The sequence below is a fragment of the Prevotella sp. tf2-5 genome (assembly GCF_900115435.1).
Lineage (GTDB): Bacteria > Bacteroidota > Bacteroidia > Bacteroidales > Bacteroidaceae > Prevotella.
This window is the reverse complement of the sequence record NZ_FOWK01000007.1, coordinates 19,332-38,449: the sequence shown is the minus strand read 5'-3', so window position 1 is coordinate 38,449 and position 19,118 is coordinate 19,332. Positions and strand designations below refer to the sequence as shown.

Annotated in this window: 14 protein-coding genes; 1 reads left to right on the top strand and 13 read right to left on the bottom strand. The window is 46.5% G+C overall.

Translation table 11 applies throughout. The annotated features are described in order from the left end of the window. Positions 1-5: 5 nt before the first annotated feature. The 7 genes from BM257_RS08640 to BM257_RS08610 form a co-directional block, all read right to left on the bottom strand. Positions 6-1,415, bottom strand: coding sequence for an aldo/keto reductase (locus tag BM257_RS08640; protein ID WP_092071164.1), 1,410 nt, complete (start codon positions 1,413-1,415; stop codon positions 6-8). 25 nt (positions 1,416-1,440) lie between these two features. After that, positions 1,441-2,928: a 4Fe-4S binding protein gene (locus BM257_RS08635; protein WP_092071161.1), complete on the bottom strand. Its 1,488-nt coding sequence runs from the start codon at positions 2,926-2,928 to the stop codon at positions 1,441-1,443. A 16-nt stretch (positions 2,929-2,944) separates the two neighbouring features. After that, positions 2,945-3,688: a twin-arginine translocase subunit TatC gene (gene tatC, locus BM257_RS08630; protein ID WP_092071158.1), complete on the bottom strand. Its 744-nt coding sequence runs from the start codon at positions 3,686-3,688 to the stop codon at positions 2,945-2,947. After that, complete coding sequence (locus tag BM257_RS08625; RefSeq protein ID WP_092071156.1) at positions 3,685-3,861, bottom strand: Sec-independent protein translocase subunit TatA/TatB; 177 nt, start codon at positions 3,859-3,861, stop codon at positions 3,685-3,687. Before BM257_RS08625 ends, tatC begins: the two co-directional genes overlap by 4 nt. A gap of 259 nt (positions 3,862-4,120) precedes the next feature. Continuing rightward, positions 4,121-8,170 carry a hypothetical protein gene (locus BM257_RS08620; RefSeq protein ID WP_092071153.1) on the bottom strand — a complete coding sequence of 1,350 codons (4,050 nt, stop codon included), beginning with the start codon at positions 8,168-8,170 and terminating at the stop codon, positions 4,121-4,123. Between the two features lie 19 nt (positions 8,171-8,189). Beyond that, positions 8,190-10,253, bottom strand: a complete 2,064-nt coding sequence (locus tag BM257_RS08615; protein ID WP_143096813.1) for a hypothetical protein — start codon at positions 10,251-10,253, stop codon at positions 8,190-8,192. Between the two features lie 18 nt (positions 10,254-10,271). Beyond that, entirely contained in the window at positions 10,272-12,386 is a 2,115-nt protein-coding gene (locus tag BM257_RS08610; RefSeq protein ID WP_143096812.1) for a hypothetical protein, read from the bottom strand. A gap of 231 nt (positions 12,387-12,617) precedes the next feature. On the opposite strand from BM257_RS08610, the gene BM257_RS08605 reads away from it, so the two are divergent. Beyond that, complete coding sequence (locus BM257_RS08605; RefSeq protein ID WP_177216065.1) at positions 12,618-13,064, top strand: MgtC/SapB family protein; 447 nt, start codon at positions 12,618-12,620, stop codon at positions 13,062-13,064. 1 nt (position 13,065) lies between these two features. Here the strand turns inward: BM257_RS08605 and coaW are convergent, their stop codons facing one another. The 6 genes from coaW to BM257_RS08575 form a co-directional block, all read right to left on the bottom strand. Next, positions 13,066-13,884, bottom strand: a complete 819-nt coding sequence (coaW, locus tag BM257_RS08600; protein ID WP_092071142.1) for a type II pantothenate kinase — start codon at positions 13,882-13,884, stop codon at positions 13,066-13,068. A gap of 129 nt (positions 13,885-14,013) precedes the next feature. Beyond that, positions 14,014-14,985, bottom strand: coding sequence for a S66 peptidase family protein (locus BM257_RS08595; RefSeq protein ID WP_177216064.1), 972 nt, complete (start codon positions 14,983-14,985; stop codon positions 14,014-14,016). A gap of 35 nt (positions 14,986-15,020) precedes the next feature. Beyond that, positions 15,021-16,760: a helix-turn-helix domain-containing protein gene (locus BM257_RS08590; RefSeq protein ID WP_092071136.1), complete on the bottom strand. Its 1,740-nt coding sequence runs from the start codon at positions 16,758-16,760 to the stop codon at positions 15,021-15,023. A gap of 25 nt (positions 16,761-16,785) precedes the next feature. Further along, entirely contained in the window at positions 16,786-17,130 is a 345-nt protein-coding gene (locus BM257_RS08585; RefSeq protein ID WP_092071134.1) for a hypothetical protein, read from the bottom strand. A gap of 65 nt (positions 17,131-17,195) precedes the next feature. Beyond that, the gene (locus BM257_RS08580; RefSeq protein WP_092071131.1) at positions 17,196-17,531 is read right to left on the bottom strand and encodes a helix-turn-helix domain-containing protein; all 336 of its coding nucleotides are present in this window, start codon (positions 17,529-17,531) and stop codon (positions 17,196-17,198) included. A gap of 824 nt (positions 17,532-18,355) precedes the next feature. Next, positions 18,356-19,114 carry a LytR/AlgR family response regulator transcription factor gene (locus BM257_RS08575; RefSeq protein ID WP_092071128.1) on the bottom strand — a complete coding sequence of 253 codons (759 nt, stop codon included), beginning with the start codon at positions 19,112-19,114 and terminating at the stop codon, positions 18,356-18,358. Positions 19,115-19,118: the final 4 nt, after the last annotated feature.

Genomic DNA, 19,118 nt, shown 5'->3' with positions numbered 1-19,118 from the left:
GTTTATTATTCTTTTGCTTTCTCTTCTAACATCCAATTGTTACGTTTTAAGGTTTCCACGAACTCACTGATCTTCTGGAGTTCTCGTGGGATACGGATGTTTTGTGGACAATGCGGCTCACACTGACCGCAACCGATGCAGTGGTCTGCTTGTCGGAAACGAGGTACGGCACGGTCGAGGCTGATAAGGTAGTTACGGCGTAACTTGGCATACTCGTCATCCATCTTCAGACGGGGCAGGGTACCCTCGTTCTTACATTTATTATAATGGACGAAGATAGCAGGGATGTCAATGCCGTAAGGACAGGGCATGCAATATTTGCAATCATTACAAGGAATGTTCTCCAGTCCCACAATCTTCTCCGCAATCTCACTATGCAGGTACTCCTGTTCTTTCTTGGTCAGAGGCTTCAACGGACAATAGGAGAGTAGGTTGTCTTTCAGATGTTCCGTATAGGTCATGCCGCTGAGTACGGTGAGCACACCTTCTGGAGTGCCCGCATAGCGGAATGCCCATGAGGCGACACTGCGTTCGGGAGCATGCTGTTTCAGTTCGTTGACGAGATACTGGGGCAGGTTTGCAAGTCGTCCGCCCAACAGTGGCTCCATGATAACGGCAGGGATATGGTATTTCTGCAACTCTCCGTACAGATAACTGGCATCCACATTACGGTTATTAATCTCGTCGGCATAGTTCCAGTCCAGGTAGTTCAACTCTATTTGTACGAAGTCCCAGTGATATTTGTCGTTCATGGCAAGTACCTCGTCAAATACCGATTTCTGACCATGGAAAGAGAAACCAAGGTTGCGGATGCGTCCTGCCTCACGCTCTTTCATCAGGAAGTCCATCATGCCGTTATCAATATAACGACGATTAAACTCATCCATGCCTCCACCAATAGCATGCAGCAGATAGTAGTCGATATAGTCTACCTGCAATTCCTTCAGAGATTTCTGGTACATGCCGATACTTGCCTCACGTGTCTGTGAGTCAGGGTGGAAGTTTGAGAGTTTAGTGGCAACAAAATACTCCTCACGCTTGTGGCGGCTGAGGGCTATGCCAGTACAAGTCTCCGACTTACCCTGGCAGTAGACGGGGCTTGTGTCGAAGTAGTTGACTCCATGCTCAATGGCATAGTCTACTTGTTTGTTGATCATCTCCTGATCGTAATCGTCCTTGTTCTCTGTCTTTGACGGCAGGCGCATCATACCATAGCCGAGGATGGATACTTTTTCCTTCGTCTTGGGATTGATGCGATAGGTCATCTGACCTGTCGGCGGTTCCACCTGTTTGGTATATTCGCTGACCGCCTTGGTCTCGGTCTTTGACTTGCAGCCCGTCAGGACGGCAGCGGTTGTCACTGCTCCACCTCCTAACAACTTGAGGAAATTTCTGCGGTTTATATCTTTTTTCATCTCTTTAAGTTCTAAACGATCAACTCTAAACTTCTTTATGTATCTCATGTCCCTCCACATAGATTGCAGAGAATGGTCGTGCCGGGCACAGATACTCGCAGGCTCCACAGCCGATACAGCGGTTCTCATTAACGGCGGGAATCATTGGTGACTCCTTGTCGTCTGGACTGGAAGGTACCATCTCGATAGCACCTACAGGACAGTGTCGGGCACAGTTGCCGCACTCTACACTGTCAGTCAGCGGAATACAGTTTTTCTTTACCCAAACAGCATGACCGATCTGCGTTGATGCTTTGTCTTCATGACTAATGGGCTTGATAGCCCCGGTAGGACAGACCTCTGAGCAACGGTTACATTCTGGACGACAATAGCCACGCTCATACGACATGACTGGTTGCAACAGATGAAGCCAATCACTGGATGGACGCAATACTTCATTTGGACACTCAGAGATACAGAGTTGGCATCCCGTACAGCGCTTTGCCATGTTCTGTGCAGACAAAGACCCTGCAGGTGTCAGTGGTGTCTGTCGCTCTGGTGCCACCTTGTCCTCAATTTCAGCGAGTCCGCCGTCTGTCTTCTTTGCCTCTTGGGCAAGGGCGGCAGTGGTCAGCAAAGCGGAAGAGAGAAGGAAACTGCGCTTGGAGGAATCAACGGTTTCGCTGGAGTCAGCAGGTTTATCGGGTCGTCCGTTAGATTTGTTAAACCCATACCTCAACGCTCCGAACTTGCAATTCTCGATACAATTGCCGCATACCACACAGCGTGTAGCGTCAACGGAATGTGTCTTGTAGTCGATACATGCTGCCTTGCAGTTCTTTGAGCATAGTGAACAGTTTCTGCATTTGTCTGCGTCAAAGTGAATCTTCAAAATAGAGAAGCGGCTCAGGAACGAGAGAACAGTTCCCACAGGGCAGACTGTGTTACAATAGGTTCTTCCATTGCGCCAAGCAAGGAAGAAAAGAATAATAAAGGCAACGATGGCTATCACCAATGACGGCAATGCTCGCATCCAGATATTACTGTGATAGAACATGTAGCTGTCGTTGTGCTCAGCAATGAAGGCAAGTACATTGTTGCCTGCCTGATAGATAGGTTGTAACAGGTTCGTAGCAATGAGCCCGAAGGTGGAGTAGGGCGCTAGCAGTTGTACGACCACGCCGATACCTAAAAACCAACACGCAATACCTAGTACGAGGAAAGCATAGCGCAGCCACGACTTCGCTTTCGAGAAAGTGTAACGGTTCTTTTTCGCCTTCTTACCAAACCATCCGAAGATGTCTTGTAAGACGCCTAACGGACAGATGACGGAGCAGTAGATGCGTCCGAAGATGATGGTCAGAACTACGAGAACCACGATAGCCGCCACGTTTAGTGCCAGAATCGCTTCTAAGAACTGTAGTTTCGGCATCCAACTGACCCAATGGTGCATTGTTCCCGTGAAGTCGAGGAACAACAGAGTGATGCCTATAAACATCACGGCAGCCAGTGTGATTCTGATTTTCCTTAACATAAAGTTTTGTTTAGTTTTATTTTGTTATTATTCTTACAATCAGTATACTCAGTTCATAGAGCAGGTAGATAGGTAGTGCCACGACGAACAGTGTGAAGGCATCAGTAGTCGGTGTGATAATCGCTGCCACAATAAGTATTGCCACAAGGGCATGACGGCGGTAGGTCGTCATCAGTTGTCCGTTAATCAGTCCCATTCTCCCCATCAGCGCACAGACTACAGGCAGTTCGAAGACCACTCCCATGACCAGACTCATCCCCAACAAAGTGTCGACATATGACTGCAACGTCAGCATGTTGGTAACATCAGGTGATACCTGATAGGTACCTAGGAAACGGACGGTGAAGGGGAATACCACAAGGTAATTAACCAATGTTCCGATAAGGAACATCAAGTATGCGGCTCCCACGATCCACACGGCATAATGCCGCTCGTTGGCATAGAGTCCGGGTGACACAAAGCGAAAGAGCTCATATAATATATAAGGTGAGGCGACCAATAATCCGGCATAGATAGCCGTCTTCATGTGTATCATGAATTGTTCCGTCAATCCGGTGTTCATCAGGTGGATATTGAAATCCTCAGTGTCTAGCAGACGGTAGGTGATGAAGTCACTCGAACGGGGAGCCAGTACAATAGAAAACAATTCGTCTTTCAGACAGAATGCAATGATACCAAAGAGGACAATGGCACCAAGCATTCGGAATAGCGTGCCTCGAAGTTCGTCCAGATGATCCCAAAACGTCAGCGGCTCACTCATTCCTTCTTGGCTTCTTCCTTCTCGTCGTCGATGTTGACATCCTTCATGCCGTCTTTGAAACTCTTCACGCCTTTGCCCAGTCCTTTCATGAGCTCAGGAATCTTTTTGCCCCCGAACAGCAACAGGACTATGATGGCAATCACGAGAATCTCAGTCGTTCCTAATCCAAACATATTTTAGTCTTTTTAGTTATATCATTTGCAAAGATACGAAAAGTCAAGAGCAAATCAAAAGAATTTCTTCTTTTTTTGCAATTTTTTCGCGCACACAAAAAGAGGCGTTTACGGATATATGGTCTCCTCTTTCTCATCGAGGGAAAAATCGAAGGAACGGGAATCAGACTGACTAGCATCCAACAAACGAGCTGCATACGATAGCGTCACAGTCTGCAATTCGGGTTTTTTATAAGGTTTTTTTTCCATTTTCTACATTTTATTGACTCATATATTGATGACCATTGTAGATATAAACACCCTTTTGGGGCTTACCAGTGAGTCTTCGACCCTGAAGGTCGTAATAACATCCAGTATTCGACTCCATACCTTTAGCTTCACGGATATCGTCAGTATCTTCTGACATATCACCATCACTGTCAAACTCATCGGCAGAGAAGTCCATCACATCACCAGTCTCCACACCATTCTCCGTGCGGATATATTTCACTTTAAAATCAGCAACAGGCAATACTTCCAAAGCAGAGAAATAAGCTCGGAAAGGAGAAACACTTACCTTGCTGTGTTTCTTGCTAACACGTTTCATCATGCCGTCGTTCTGAATAATATAGGCTTTTTGCGCAATTAACTCATCGTTGTTAAGGAACTTCATCGTTCCACACCACCAGCCCATTTGCTTTGTAGCGTCAGCATTCTTGACTTCCTGTGGTTCCAAAGGTTCTTCTTTTACCAGTACGTTCTTAGCACTGAAACTAAACGAGCCTTTTTCAATGACTACCACATAAGGCTCACCAGCCATCAATACTGGGAAGTCGTTAGTAAACTGGAGCACCTTATTGTCGAGGTCCACTTCATGGAGTTTATACACCTTGATGTCTTCGAAATTCTCCAATTGTTCCAAGCGCATGGTAAAAGGAAGGGATACTGTATAAGCCTTACTCTTCCATGTCCCGTCAGTCTGTTGGGTAGCAGCAAAGGTACGCCCGTTCATGGTCAAGTCATAGTATATCTGCTCCTCGGTCATCCCGTGTTCCATCAGATACGTATCACGGTCGTGCAGCAGTTTCAGGAAATTGGTATTATCCTCCCTCTCCATTGGCATCAGTTTCGCCCGTGAGTCGTTGAGAGTGGGATTTGTGAAGAAACAGTTCTCCACCTTACCATTCTGACGATAACCTAAAACAGCATTAAAATCCACAGATGCCGTGATACTATTGCCTAAATAGATACAGTTAGACACAACACCATTAGTCAGTGTACCGACTACACCACCTACGCCAGAACGACCCTTCACAGTGGCATGGCTAGAACAGCCGGTCACCAAGGACGCGTTATTGTTGATGAAAGCAATGACACCCCCGGCAGCAGTCTCCGCCTCAATGGTAACATCTCTCAGGACATGACAATTCTCAACGTGTGAGCCTCCAAAAACCGATGTGGCAATTGCTGCAGCAGAATACCCTTTAAAACTACTGTTCCGGATAATAATATTTTTTACCGATGCCCCCTTGTCAATGATATCAAACAGAGCCGCGTCCTGATGATTTGTCAGACTCATCTTCATACCACTAATAGTAAAGCCTGCGCCATCATAATGTGCAGAGAAATTCTTGATCGGTGTGAAGTTGTTTGTTAAACTAGAGTCAAACGTGATGTCAGCACCCTGTTTGAAGTATTTTCCTTTCAGTCTTGTGGCATCAGTCCCATTAAAGTTCTCTTGCAACTCTTTCAGTTGTTGTGCACTCCTGATATTGTAAGGAGAAGCCTCTGAACCGTCACCGCTCCAGCTGTCATAAAGTTTTTTGGTGAACACCAGGCCTGCGTCACGGTCGAACTCTAAGGAGAGAGAGCATACGGTACGACAGCCATACTGATCGAAAGATGGGAAAATAGTGAAGAAGCAACTAAAGCCGTCTACAGGTTCTCCCTGATGGATAATTTCATTACCTTCCAAAACGGCAATTTTATCACGGTCCTCATCGGCAAAACCTACCGCTTCATAGGTGCCCTTCAGGTCAAAGTCCAACTCATAGTTTCCGCCACCATCCGTATCTTCAATAAGTACCAGTGGGAATGTAGGATGATTCACCGTCGTGCCATCGTTCTTAAATTGATAGAAGTAGGGTCTTCCAGCTTCGATACCAGTGTTTCGCTCGAACAGGATATTCATCTGCGTATTGGCAATGGAATATCCGGAATATCTGTAAAGTGTTGCTCCTTCCAGCGGAGTGTCTTTCAGATCGGTAACACTGAAGGGCAGACAGATGGAATGCAGTTTTCCATCTTTCTTGAGTGCAAGGTTATTGATGGTGACTTCAGCTTTGAAACCATTATATTTCTCTAATATCGCTGTATTCTCCTCGTCCGACGCGAACGCATCCAGAATGACGATCCTGGGTTGATAGAGTATTACCTTCTGTCTGTCTTCAAAATGGTAAGTGACACCCTGTGCCTTTTGATAGGTGGCTACTGCCGTATAATGTGTCTCACCCAGCGATTCCTCTGTCGGCTCTATCCGCGATTTAATATCCTCACTGATAGTAGCATTCAAGTTCACCGTCTCACCGGTCATAGAATTAGTGAGGGTCACCTTTGCTGCTGTATAGTCATCGTTCCATTCCCAATTCTCTTTGAAGTTATATCGGTAGCGGGCATAGTATGAAACGTTCATCGTCGGCGAGAAGGTCATTCCTCGAGCCAGCAGTTCTCCTTTCTCCTGCTCACTATCCTTCATCTCGATATCAGAAGGAATGTTGGTTAGTTGCGGCAGATAACCCTTGAAGGTCAGTCCTTCCGTCTTAGGAGGAGCCGGCAACGATATGTCCATTCCTTTGATGACCTGATATTCCTCACCTTTCTCATACGTCTTGCCATCTTTGCTATAATAGTACGTGACGGTCCAGTAGTCAGAGTAGTCTTTATTCATTTTTCCGCAGACACAAGCCTGACCGTCTTTGTAGGTATGAGTCTCCTCTACCTTGTAATTGCACAGTGTACACTGACGCACATGTTTCTCCTCATCCTTATAGACATAAGTAAAGTTGGGGTGGGAGCAGCCTTCTATCCGTACGAAAGTATAGGAATGATCCGTACACGCATCCTCGCGCTGAGCCGTGTTGGCAGCATGGAGATATATTCCCTCTCTGTATTTGGGATCTTTGATAGCTTCCTGATGTGTGCTGTACGACACCATCATATTGTCGCCGATGTATAGTTCTCCTTTACTATAGAACAAATGACCACCCTTGTAGGAACCGGCACCAATAGGGGCAGGGGCGACGGTGTTGCTCTGTCTGGTGACAGCCATGACGGTACCTCCCGTGATGGTCACCTTGCCGCCGTCACCATACATACCACCGCCAATAGCCGGTGCCAGCCACTCGTCATGTTCATTGCAGGATGCGAACACGAGTCCACCAGTCACCTCTAATGTACCTCCTTTTCCAGAATGAGAGCCGCCGATGCCTGCAGCTCCGCGTCCGCCATAGGCATATACCTCACCACCATAGATATGGACATCACCGCCTTCGGCACCACCGATACCTGCACTTGCATAATTAGAATCGGAGCCTCGTGCGGTTACTTTACCACCATAGATATTCACCTTGCCGCCTTTACTTCCATGTCCGCCACCGATGGCAGCACCAGAAGGACCGCCTGTCGCGTCCACAGTACCGCCATAGATAGTGATAGGACCTCCCTGATCTCTGACGTAACCACCACCGATGGCTGCCGACCATTGATCAGACTTGGCAGTCACTGTTCCGCCATAAATGACAATCTCGCTTTGTGGGTCTATCTGTCCCTTAAAACCACCTCCGATAGCTGCGGAGCTGGATTTTAATTGAGTAGCAGAGATGTTACCGCCGTGGATATATAGAGAGCCCATCCCGTCACTCTCGACACTGCCGAGAGCCGCATTAAGGTCAAAGTAGTCGTTGCAGGCTTCTAACTTTCCTTGATTCTCTCCGTCCGACTGACTGTAAATATAAAGCTTGGTATTGTCTCTTTTCTGGACAACCACTTGTTTTGTACGCATTCTGCAGCCATCGGTGAGGATTAAATGGACTTCGCCCTTGAAATAGAACTGGAAGCGCTCCACGTTGCCTTTCACCACATACCAGCCACTGTTGAAACCTTCCCGGCTACTATTTTCACCGGTTATCTCTTTATAGGAGTTGCAGGTCCTCGTCACCGTTACCACCTGTTTCTTCTCACCGTCCCATGAGCGTTCCAAGTAGTTGACTTGGGCATGTGCAGTCAGAACCGTCAGACAGCATAGAGATAGGAAATATCGTAAAATCATCATCTCACATCATTCGTCTATATTACTCCACTCGCACTACATAGGCGTTTCTCAACTTGATATTCGTGTTGTCACAACGCCAATAGATAGTAAACTGTTTCACACCACGTCCCTCCGCAATACCAGGCAGTTGGTCTTTATTGGCATCCAGGACACGTTTGGCATGCTTGATGATAGAGGTAGCCAGCAGCACACTATTCTCCTCGCTCTCACATACAGTAAATACATCGGAGAAAATATCAGAGAAGTTCCTCTTAAAGTCATTCTCCAAGTTTGTCTGTGCATTAGAATAGTATTTTATTCCATCCATCCATTCGTTGATGACGATGAACATACGCCAAGTCTGCAAATAGCGGTTGGGCTTTTTCAGTTTGTGGGTATAGGTGTCTATGGGTGTCTTGGTGCGTTCCACAACTCGATTTGTCGAGTTGTTATAGATGAGCAGCATACCCACCTCTGGTTGTGATTGTATCTCGAGGGTATATTCACCGCTGGGGTTCTCTACAGACCAGCAAGCGTCGTTCATCAGGTTGGCATCGTTCACCAAGATATCCGCAACGATGTCATGTTCCCATTTACCGACTTTTCCTGACACCTGAACATCTTTGCCGGAATAGATCCATGTTGTTTTGGTGTTTGCCGTGTTCTTGACAACGCTAAGGTCTTTGATGCTTTTCGAATTACCCATGGCAAAGGAGGTGCCATTTGTCTTTCCTTTGGTCGCTGAGCCACCGCCATTAACAGAGGCTGTTACAGAAGCAGAAGTAACTCCCAATGTAAAACCATAGGTGTCCGTATTTGTTGATGACGTGGATGACGATGTGGTTAAATTGATGGATTGAGTGATGGTTTGGTTCGCCGTCTCAGGAGTAGCAGCCTCTCCTTTGATAATACCCTTATCGCCTTTTAGATTCATGGAGGTCTCGTATTTCGTCAGGTAATTGCCATACATCAGGTCGTAATTTTTCCAATTGGGTGCGACTCCTAGCCAGAAATCGGATTTCTGACCTCTGGCATAAAAGAGATCTGTTCCGTTGTTCGCTCCAAGGCTAAGTACCACTTTCTGACTGACATAATAATAGTCACGGTTGCTTGACATATTATGTACACCCCAGTAGCTAAGGGTCGTCTGACATGCTTTGGGTTTATAGGAGAACTTATTGGCACTGGTCTTGTAGTTGATGTTCTGATGGTGTGTGAACGTCTCACAAGCACTCTCTAAGTCATTAACAGCCATATTGCTGCTGGCACGTCGGGAAGCCCTGCTCTGAGTTTTCTCTGTATCTTTCACTGTGTCTTTCTCACTTTCAGTATCGTTCAGCCACTGGGCAGCCCCGTCGGCATACAACCCATAGCGGTAGGCTGTCAACTCCCCAGCTTGATAAGAGGTCTCAGTGGGCTTTTCAACGATATTACCATCGGTGTCTGTGGCATAAGTGATGATTTTGTCCTCGACATTGTCGGATTCCATGAAGAAATAGTCTGTGGCACCGAGGATGACCATTTCCGCACAAGCGGCATCGCTTGCAGTTCCACGCATGTAGTTGTTGAGATTTTCCTTGCGCTCTGACATGCGCCCTGCCATGGAGGCTCTGACGGTAGCCTCTTTCTGCTCAGGAGTCAGGTCAAAGACATCGTCGACATAATCTTCTACGATGGCGGCAAGCCCCTTGTCTATCCTGTCAATGAAGTCGTTCAGCTGTTGCTCAGTAGGTGTCTCGATGGCAAGGTAACCCTCGTCAACTAAGATTTGTGCCATTTGGTTGATAACGGCATCTGACAGGTTGCCGGCATCGCTGCCCTTGACCAACACGAACTTGGTATCTTCCTGGATGGCACTGGTCACACGAGGCAATCGCTTGATGAGTGCGGCACCTGTGGACTTTTCGTCAAACTGACTGAGCGACGCTGCCGGCAGGTTGGCTGTCACACGGATTCCCAACTGGTCGGTGGCAGGCTCCTCTATGTTGTAATCTGTATGATCGTTGCCACTATTCGTATGGTCATCGTCACTACATGAGGTCAATATCATATTACCGCTTGTCATAAGGATGGCGGCAAACATCCATTGCATATATTTCTTCATAACTTTATACATCTTACGTCACTCTACTGTTACTTCATAGTCTTGCTTGGTCTCAAGATTCTTGTCACTACTCCAGGTAATGCGGAACTTCTTAATGCCGAAGCTCTTGGCGGTTTCTTGCAGGATGTCCTTGTATACGTTGAACACTTGTTGTGAGTAGAGAATGTATGCCGTAGCGTTCTTGACACTCTCAGGAGTCAACTCGCCTATCTCAAATGTGTTTTGGAATAGATCTGGGAACTTCTTCATGAGCATCTGTTGAAAGTCCGACTGTGCTCCTGACATGATTCCAGACATTGGACCGTCCTTCCACTCGAGTACACGGACGAGCATACGCCATTTCTGCACAGCGCGGCAGGGCTGTGCCAGAGGAACGTTCCATATATTGTCAAAGGTGGTCTTTGTCTCTTGTATCTTCGCCTCGCCTTTGCCATTCAGTTTGAGAACGCCTGTCGTGGGAATGCTGCCTACACTGACGGAATACTGTCCTGTGGGGTTCTGTACTGACCAGCAGGCATCATTCACCAGGTTGGCGTCGTTTATCAAAATATCGGCTGGCATCTCATGAATCACATTGCCGGGTCCGGAGGTCTTAGGACGTTTACCGTTATAGGTCCAGGTCACCTTAGTGCCTGCGGTGTTTTTGACCACATCCAGGTCCTTGATGCTCTTCGAGTTGGTCATGGAAAAGGAGTTACCGTTGGTAATACCTTTGGTTTTTGAATAGTCATATTTGGCAACTCCTCCAAAGCCTCCTGAAATCCAACCTACTGTCCCCATGAAGGAATGGGTGGATGATGTAGTTGTCGAATGCGAGTCTGTGGCATTGACGGATTGCGTGGTGACTTGGTTGGCAGTCTCGGGGGTAGCCGCCATGCAGACGATAATGCCTGCGTTCTTCGAATCCGTCGCTTGCAAGTCCATCGATGTCTCGTATTGCGTCAGGAAATTGCCATACCAGCGGAAGCCCGTCTTTTTGCCGTCCTTATCAATTTCTTCTAACCAGTCCTGAGGAGCAAAATTCCTGGTGAAGAACGGGTCGAAATCATCACTCTTTCCCATTCTAAGCAAGATATCCTGCTTCACGTAGTAAAAGTCATAATCTCCATGATGGACACCCCATGTGCGGAGGATTGTCTTCACACGCTCATGCCAAATCAGGTCTCGCTTGTTTTCGTTGACTTTGACATTATAGGGTCTGAAATAGATCTGTGAAGACTTGGTGAATGTCTCGGTGGCATTCATGATGTCATTGATGGCGGTCATGCCAGACGCACGACGGGAGACGCGACGGGAGGAGCCGTCTGCTTGGTACCAGGCATCCTCCTCCTCAAACTGTGCTTCAATATCGTTTATCCACTGGGCGGCATCATCGGCGATCAGTCCGTACCGGTATTCGGTAGTTTCTCCTATCTCATAAATTTCTGATTTTTCCTCTTCCAGAATGTTACCATCCGTATCTGTATATAAGGAGCTCACCTGAACTTGATCGTCAAGGGGTTCCTCGAAATAGGTGTCCACAGGACCAAAGATAATGAGCTCAGCACAGGCTTTGTCAGCAGATGCTGCCCGCATGGAGCTTGACAAAACAGCCCTGCGCATTGACATGCGTCCTGCCATCGAGGCGTTGACGGTAGCCTCCGTCTGTTCTGGAGTCAGGTCAAAGAGATCGTCAGTATAGCCCTTTACAATAGCGGCAATGGCTTCTTCTATCTTATCCATGAAATGGTCTAGCTGCTGATTTGTAGGGCGTTCAATAGCTACATAGCCTCCTATGGCTAGTACGTTAGCCATCTGCGCCATCACTGCGTCTGACTGACTGCTGATGTCACTGCCTTTGATCAACACCAACTCGGTGTTGTCCGAAATGGCACTGTTTACTTTTGGCAGACGCTTGATGAGGGCTGCGCCAACAGACTTGTCAGCAAACTGACTAAGGGATACTGCAGGTACGTCAACGGTCACACGGACACCCAACTGGTCTGTGGTGGGCTCTACCCATGTGTATTCTGGATCGGTAGTGTTGTTGGTACCGTTATCATCATCACTGCTGCATGAGGTCAATATGGATGCCCCACTTGTCATGATAGTTATGGCAAACAGCCATGGAAGAAATTTTCTCGATACTCTCATTTGCTTTTTGTGATTGTAGTTGTACGTTTTCTATATATGATTATCTACTTTTTGTGTGCAAAGATACAATTATTAATTGTATACGCAAATAGAAAAACATATTTTTAACATTCGTCACACATATAGATGTGCTAAAAAATTATCGTCATTAGACGAATATTCATAGGAAATGTGTATCTTTGCATGCATGAAGGATATAAAAAACGATAAGACAGCAAGTAAAAGATGGATATGGAATTAGAATTCTTAATGCGTATTTTCTGCGCCGCCCTGTTGGGAGGACTCATCGGTCTGGAACGTGAATATCGTGCCAAGGAGGCGGGCTTCCGTACTCATTTCCTGGTAGCCCTCGGCTCGGCAGTGTTTATGATAGTGTCGGCATACGGTTTTACGGATGCCCTGACCAATGATTTACAACGCTGGGACCTCTCCCGTGTAGCGGCTCAGGTGGTCAGCGGTATTGGTTTCATTGGCGCTGGTACCATCATCTTCCGTAAGAGTGAGAATATGGTGAGTGGACTGACCACGGCTGCGGGGCTTTGGGTGACGGCAGCTATCGGTCTCGCCTGTGGCGGTGGTATGTATATCCTTGCCTTTGGTAGTACGGTGATGGTACTATTAGGACTGGAAGCATTTAACTACTTCCTTCATAAATTCGACAAACACCGTAAGGAGTGATCTATTTCTTGTAATTCAGTGCCGCACCGATAGCCGTACAGAACTCGGAGTATTTAGGGATGTGGAAATGCACGTTATAGAGCTTTTCCAGCATCGGGTAGATGTCCTTGCATTGTGGCAACAGGGTAAGGTTGCCTATCAGCACGAAGTCTTTGATACCTGAGTTGAGCGCTGACAAGATGGCGGCAGAACCTATCGTCTGCAGTACCATGATGATGATACCCAGTGCCACGTCTTCTTTCGGCGCGTCGTACTGCGCCTTGGAGAACAGGGATGCCGTAGCGTCCATCGGCAGTCCTGGCAGCGGATGGGTGGAGATGTCACCAATCAACAGGTTGATATTGTGGATGTCTCCCTGCAGTGCAAGACTCTGAATCTGTTTGGGGTCACGGGTGTTCAGCATCACACGGCTCAGTCCCTGCAGCGTACCTCCTCCGATGCCGATACCTCCGATGTGACGGATGTCGTCTCCCTCACATTGTACGAAACTAGTACCTGTTCCCATGGATACTACAATCGCCTTGGTGAGTCCTGACTCAAAACGGGCTCCCAAGCCATCTGCGATAAACTCATCGACCTTCTGGGTGGGAATGCCATAGACAGGCTCGTCGATATAGGCGGCACCGACTCCTGTAAGCATCACCTGCTCAACGTCTCCTAACGCTATCTTGTTGTCATGCAGGTATTTACCGAAGGCTCCATAGAGCGAGGTTACTTGGTCTGCTGCCGTGATACGTATCGGTGAGATGACCCGTTTATCACGCAGTCCTACTATCTTTGTCGTGGAGATGCCCACGTCTATTCCAATGACTATTCCCATGGTTGTTTTATTGTTTGATTCGACAAAGGTACGAATAAGTGAGAAGAAAACCAAAAGATTTTTGAGTTTTCTCGAGCGCAAGTACTTTCGACGAAGTCAAGGGTACGAAAAAACGTTACAGCCGTCCTCTTATTTCAACAGCATCGTTTCTGTATTCTCTATATGATAGGTCTGCTGGGTGCCCTCAATATTGAATGTCAATACAGAATTCTCAGAAGTGACAGTAAGCGAACATGGCGCACCCTCAATAAGTGGGATACAACTGTTACTACCGACAGGGAAACCACAGCAGACAGGAATATCAAGATCATGCAGATGAGTTAACAGCATCTGTTCGACACTACCAAACTGCAGATCGTATCTAATAGAATTGAAGCCTCCGAAGATAACACCCTTTACCCTTTCGAAACTGTTCTGCAAGCGTAGCATATAGAATAATCTGTCGATGGTATGCAGCGATTCTTCTACCTCTTCAATAAAAAGGATGAAGTCTTGATTTTCTGGCAACTGGAATCTTGAACCTGAGATCACAGCATAACTTGAAAGATTTCCTCCCACAAGGATGCCTTCCGCATGACCACAGCGATTATAGGGATTGCATGGAACAATGTACTGTGGTATTATACCCATCAGTAAGTTATGTGTGATGGTGATGGCTGGTTCTTGTTGGTTGGCAATCTGGATTCCCATTGGACCATGAATACAAAGTGTTCCTGTAGTTGCAACGACATAAAGCAGCATCGTGATATCACCATGCCCTATCAGCCATTTGGGATGTTTCTGGAATATCTCCAAGGGAATCCGGTTCAACAGGTGCATGGAACCGTATCCCCCTCGTGAACAAAATATGGCTTTAATGGTATCATCCTCTAACGCCCATAAAAGGTCGGCTGCGCGCTCATCCGCTGTTCCCGAATAGGCATCCACATTTAGACTTGTGGTATGAGGGCCGATGACGGGCTGCAGCCCCCAACTTCTCAACACCTCCGCTGCTTGAATAATAGCCTCCCCTGGCACCCAATAAGCAGGGGACACAAGGGCCACCCTTTCCCCTGCTTTTAAATAAGGTACTCTCAATATCTTTTTACCTTTTTCAATCATTACTTGTATATTAAACGACATTTTGACCAGAAGGGCTACAAACTCTGGCGGTATTCCTGCGGGGTGACTCCGTACTGACGCTTAAACTGTTCACGGAAGTTGGCTGGTGTGAAGCCCACAGCAGCGGCGATGGCAGCGATGGTCATCGAGGGGTTATCACGTAGCAGAGGAAGTGCCTCCTCCATACGGATATTATTGATGTACTGCGGGAATGAGGAACTGCCAGCATACTGAGCCAAAAGGCTGTTGAGCGTATGACGGGTGATACAAAAACGCGTACAGATGTCCTGACGCTGAAGCGAGACATTAGCATAGAGCTGCTCTGTGCGGATGGCAGTATCAATCGTTTCAAAAAGAGCAGAGTTAGTCTCTGGCACCTCTGACTCACCAGCCTCATCAGGTTCTTCTGTTTCTTCCGTTTCATCAGCAAGCACCGGCAGTGGCGTGCCATTGATCATACGAACTAAGGCACGGTTCTTCTCGCTGATAATCTGGCGCTGACGACGATAGTAGAACGAGACGACACCAGCAATGATTAACAACAATATGATAACACCGATGATGATTGATTTAATGCGACTGGCCGTCTCAGCCTCCTGAATCTTCAGTTCCTGCTCCTTGGCATGATAGCGGGCGGCATAGTTGTGGGCCTCACTGGCATGCAGACTGTCACTGAGCACCTTAGCCAGATTGGCATGACGGTTCATCAGATTGTAGGCCTCTACGAGATGCCCTTTGGCACGGGCAACGATAGCTCGGTCGCGCAGGATCACGGCATAGTCGTCATTAACGGTATCATTGCCCATACGATACACCATCTCATCACAGGTGGCCATCGCCTCGTCATACATACCTAGCGCCATCTGCGTTGGAATAATCATCCTACGAGCACTGAATGAATGACCATAACCACTTTGGTCGAAGCGAGCGAGATATTCACGGGCATGGGTGGCATCACCCGTCATGGCATAGGCACCAGCCAGGAAACCGTTTGCTTGGGCACGGCTGAAGTCAATATAGCGGTCGCGGTCGGCTGGCTTGTCACTCCACGACAAGCGATAGCTGTCTTCGGCATAGTCCTTGGCATGCTGCTCGTAATGATCAAGCCGGTCAAGGATACGCTGTGCCAAGGGTATGACCTCAGCATGACGCCCCTGATCATTCAATACAGTAATCTTACGTTTCACGGCAATGATGAAGGCATCCATGCGGTCGATACTGCCGGGTGCATCCAGCTGACGGATCGCCTCGTCGATTTTCGACATGCCTTCCTCTGGCTGTCCCAGGTGAGCCATCACCATACCGATCTCTGCCTCCGTACGCCATTCTTCCGTATCTTCTCCCAGCAGACGACAGACCTCGACCTTTTGCGTCGCCCACTTCACATAGCCTTCAAAGTCGGTCTTGGTACGACTGGTGATCATCAGCAGGTCGAGAATGTTCTCCTGCTCATGGAGTGTATTAATCACGGAATCATGCTTCAGCAGCTGCTCGCAGATTTGGATGGCAGAATCCTGCCGCTGCTTGAGGAGCGACTTGCTATAAATCTTGGCACGGATAAACTGGGCACGGTATTCATTGATGTTGCCAAGCAACAAGGCTGAGTCAAGCATCACGAGTGCACGATTCGGATGATAGCCATAAGCCACCAATACGGAGTCCTCCTGATAAGGTGTATCACCCAAATTCGGAATATGTCTTGCTGAATTATTTCTACCACAACTGGCGAAAGCCATCATAGAAACAAACAGCAGGACTTGAAGGACATTTCTCATACTTTAATACAATAGTCTTAGTTTCTTAATCTTCCTCACGGGAAATGTAAAACGACGGAATGTCACGACGGAGGGTCAGCACCCAGTCGTCACCGTCAGATTGATATTTTGCACGGTCAATATGATCATCCATCAACCATATCATACGGTTATCGATAGGTTTACCGCCATGACGGAGCGTCAAGGTAAAACGTTGCTTTGAGGTTGTCACACTGACTTTACAAGGACGACCTTGCAGCTCCCCCAGGGCTATCTCCACCAGCTGCACTACAATGCGCAGCAGTTCTCTGTCGGATTGTTCTGCAACCACACGCTTCACAAACGCGATTACCGTCTCGTTTTGATTTGGTATATAAACGATTTCATTCATAACCGAATGCAAAAATACGCAAAAACATCTATTCTACCAAAAAAAATGATGCACGCATTTGGGCTTTATACCAAATGCGTGCGATATTTCGTAGGTGTCATGCCATAATGACGCTTGAACTGATCACGCAAATTAGGAGGTGTGAAGCCTACTTCAAAGGCAATTTCTGTAATTGACATTTCTGGGTGATGGGTTATCAGCTCGTAAGCCTCCTTGACACGGATATCATTAATGTACTGAGGAAATGACAATCCACCAGCATGCTGGTTCAGAAGGTCATTCAGACGATGACGACTAATGCCGAAACGCCTCATCACGTCTTCACGCATCAGGTTCACATTGGAATAGAGTCGTTCATTTCGTATTACAGAATCAATTCTCTTAAAGAGTTCTTTGCTCATGTTGATTTATAGTTTCATGGTGCAAAGGTATGCTAAAAAGAATACATTTGAATGAAAACACATGCACGCATTTGGGTTTGAGCCCAAATGCGTGCATCAAAAGGCGAAAAAAAACGACATCCAACGATTTATGTAGCTGACGCAATGTCATAAACAGTTAACAGTTGGTATTATACAAGTATTCAACCGATGGTAGGGATAAAGCGTGACAGTTGTGACAGATGACAGTTAGTGAAAAAATCACAGATCACAAATCACAGTTAACAAAGGGTTATATCAAATATCAAATATCAGTTAATTAAAATTGAAAAAATGTGATATCAAATTTATTATATATATAATATATATATTATATATATAATAATATATATACATAAAATATACGGTTTTTTGTGTGTTTTATTTTTACTAAACTGATATTTGATATTTGATATAGATTCGGTCAATCTCAAAATAAAAACTGTGATCTGTGATCTGTGATTTTTTCGCTAACTGTTAAACTGTTAAAAACCAACCAAAGATTACTGTCACAACTGTCACTGTCACGCAAAAGTGGGGTTATTGATTCCGATGCCTGCGATGCCTGCTTGCAGTATCTCCCACGCTTGATTCCAGTATCTGTTATAGGGGTATTCCAGGCATTGGAATAGGGGTATAGAAGGTATTGGTGACAATGATAACGGGCATTGTAATGATTATTGCTTCTCCGTCATGTATTTCCAGTAGCGGCGGGGCATGTCGCTGAGCTGTTTCTTGGGTCTCTTGCATAATCTTTCGTCTTTTGTCGCAACAAAGGAACGAAAAAATACTTAATAATCCATTCTCTACAAAGAATAAAAAGCTGCCATTAAGCTTGCGCGATAGTTTTTGCTGATTTTAAGTTCTCTATTTCCCTCAAGGGGTTCTGTTAGGATACAGGTAGAGTCTTGTATCATTTTGATGTGATTGATATTCACAATATAACGTTTGTGAATTTGGACGAAGTCTGTAGAGTAGTTGAGGATTAAGTCAGAAGTAGTCCTGTGGCGTAAAATATAGCAAGAGTTATCGGTGCATACGACTTCCCATAGTTTGCGATCTTGATTATAACGGAAGAATGCGATGTTCTCCAGTTGCAAAGTCAAGTGTTCATTTAAGGAATTCACTACCAGAATGATGGGAAGATGTAGATTCTCATGGGGTATTATTTGGGGGACACTCGCTAACTTGTTCTCGTAATAGCGTGTCATGATTTGTCCCAAATCTTGTTCAGAGGCAGGTTTCAGGAGGTAGTCGAAAGCCTCTCGGCGGATAGCCTCAAGCATGTATTTGTCATGACCAGTATAAAAGACGACCTTTGTTTCTGGTTTGATGTCACTGCGGATGAGACTACAGAATTCTAGTCCGGACATGTTAGGAAGTTCTACGTCAAGGAAGATGATGTCTGGCTCTTTGTCGATAATACCTTTAGCGGCAGACTCTGCGTCATTGGCTGTACCAACGACCTCTACGGAGTAGTTTTTCTCCAACATGCGTACCAGTACCTCGACAGCCTCTTGGTTGTCATCAACGATATAGGCACTAGTCAGTTTTTGTTTGTTCATAACC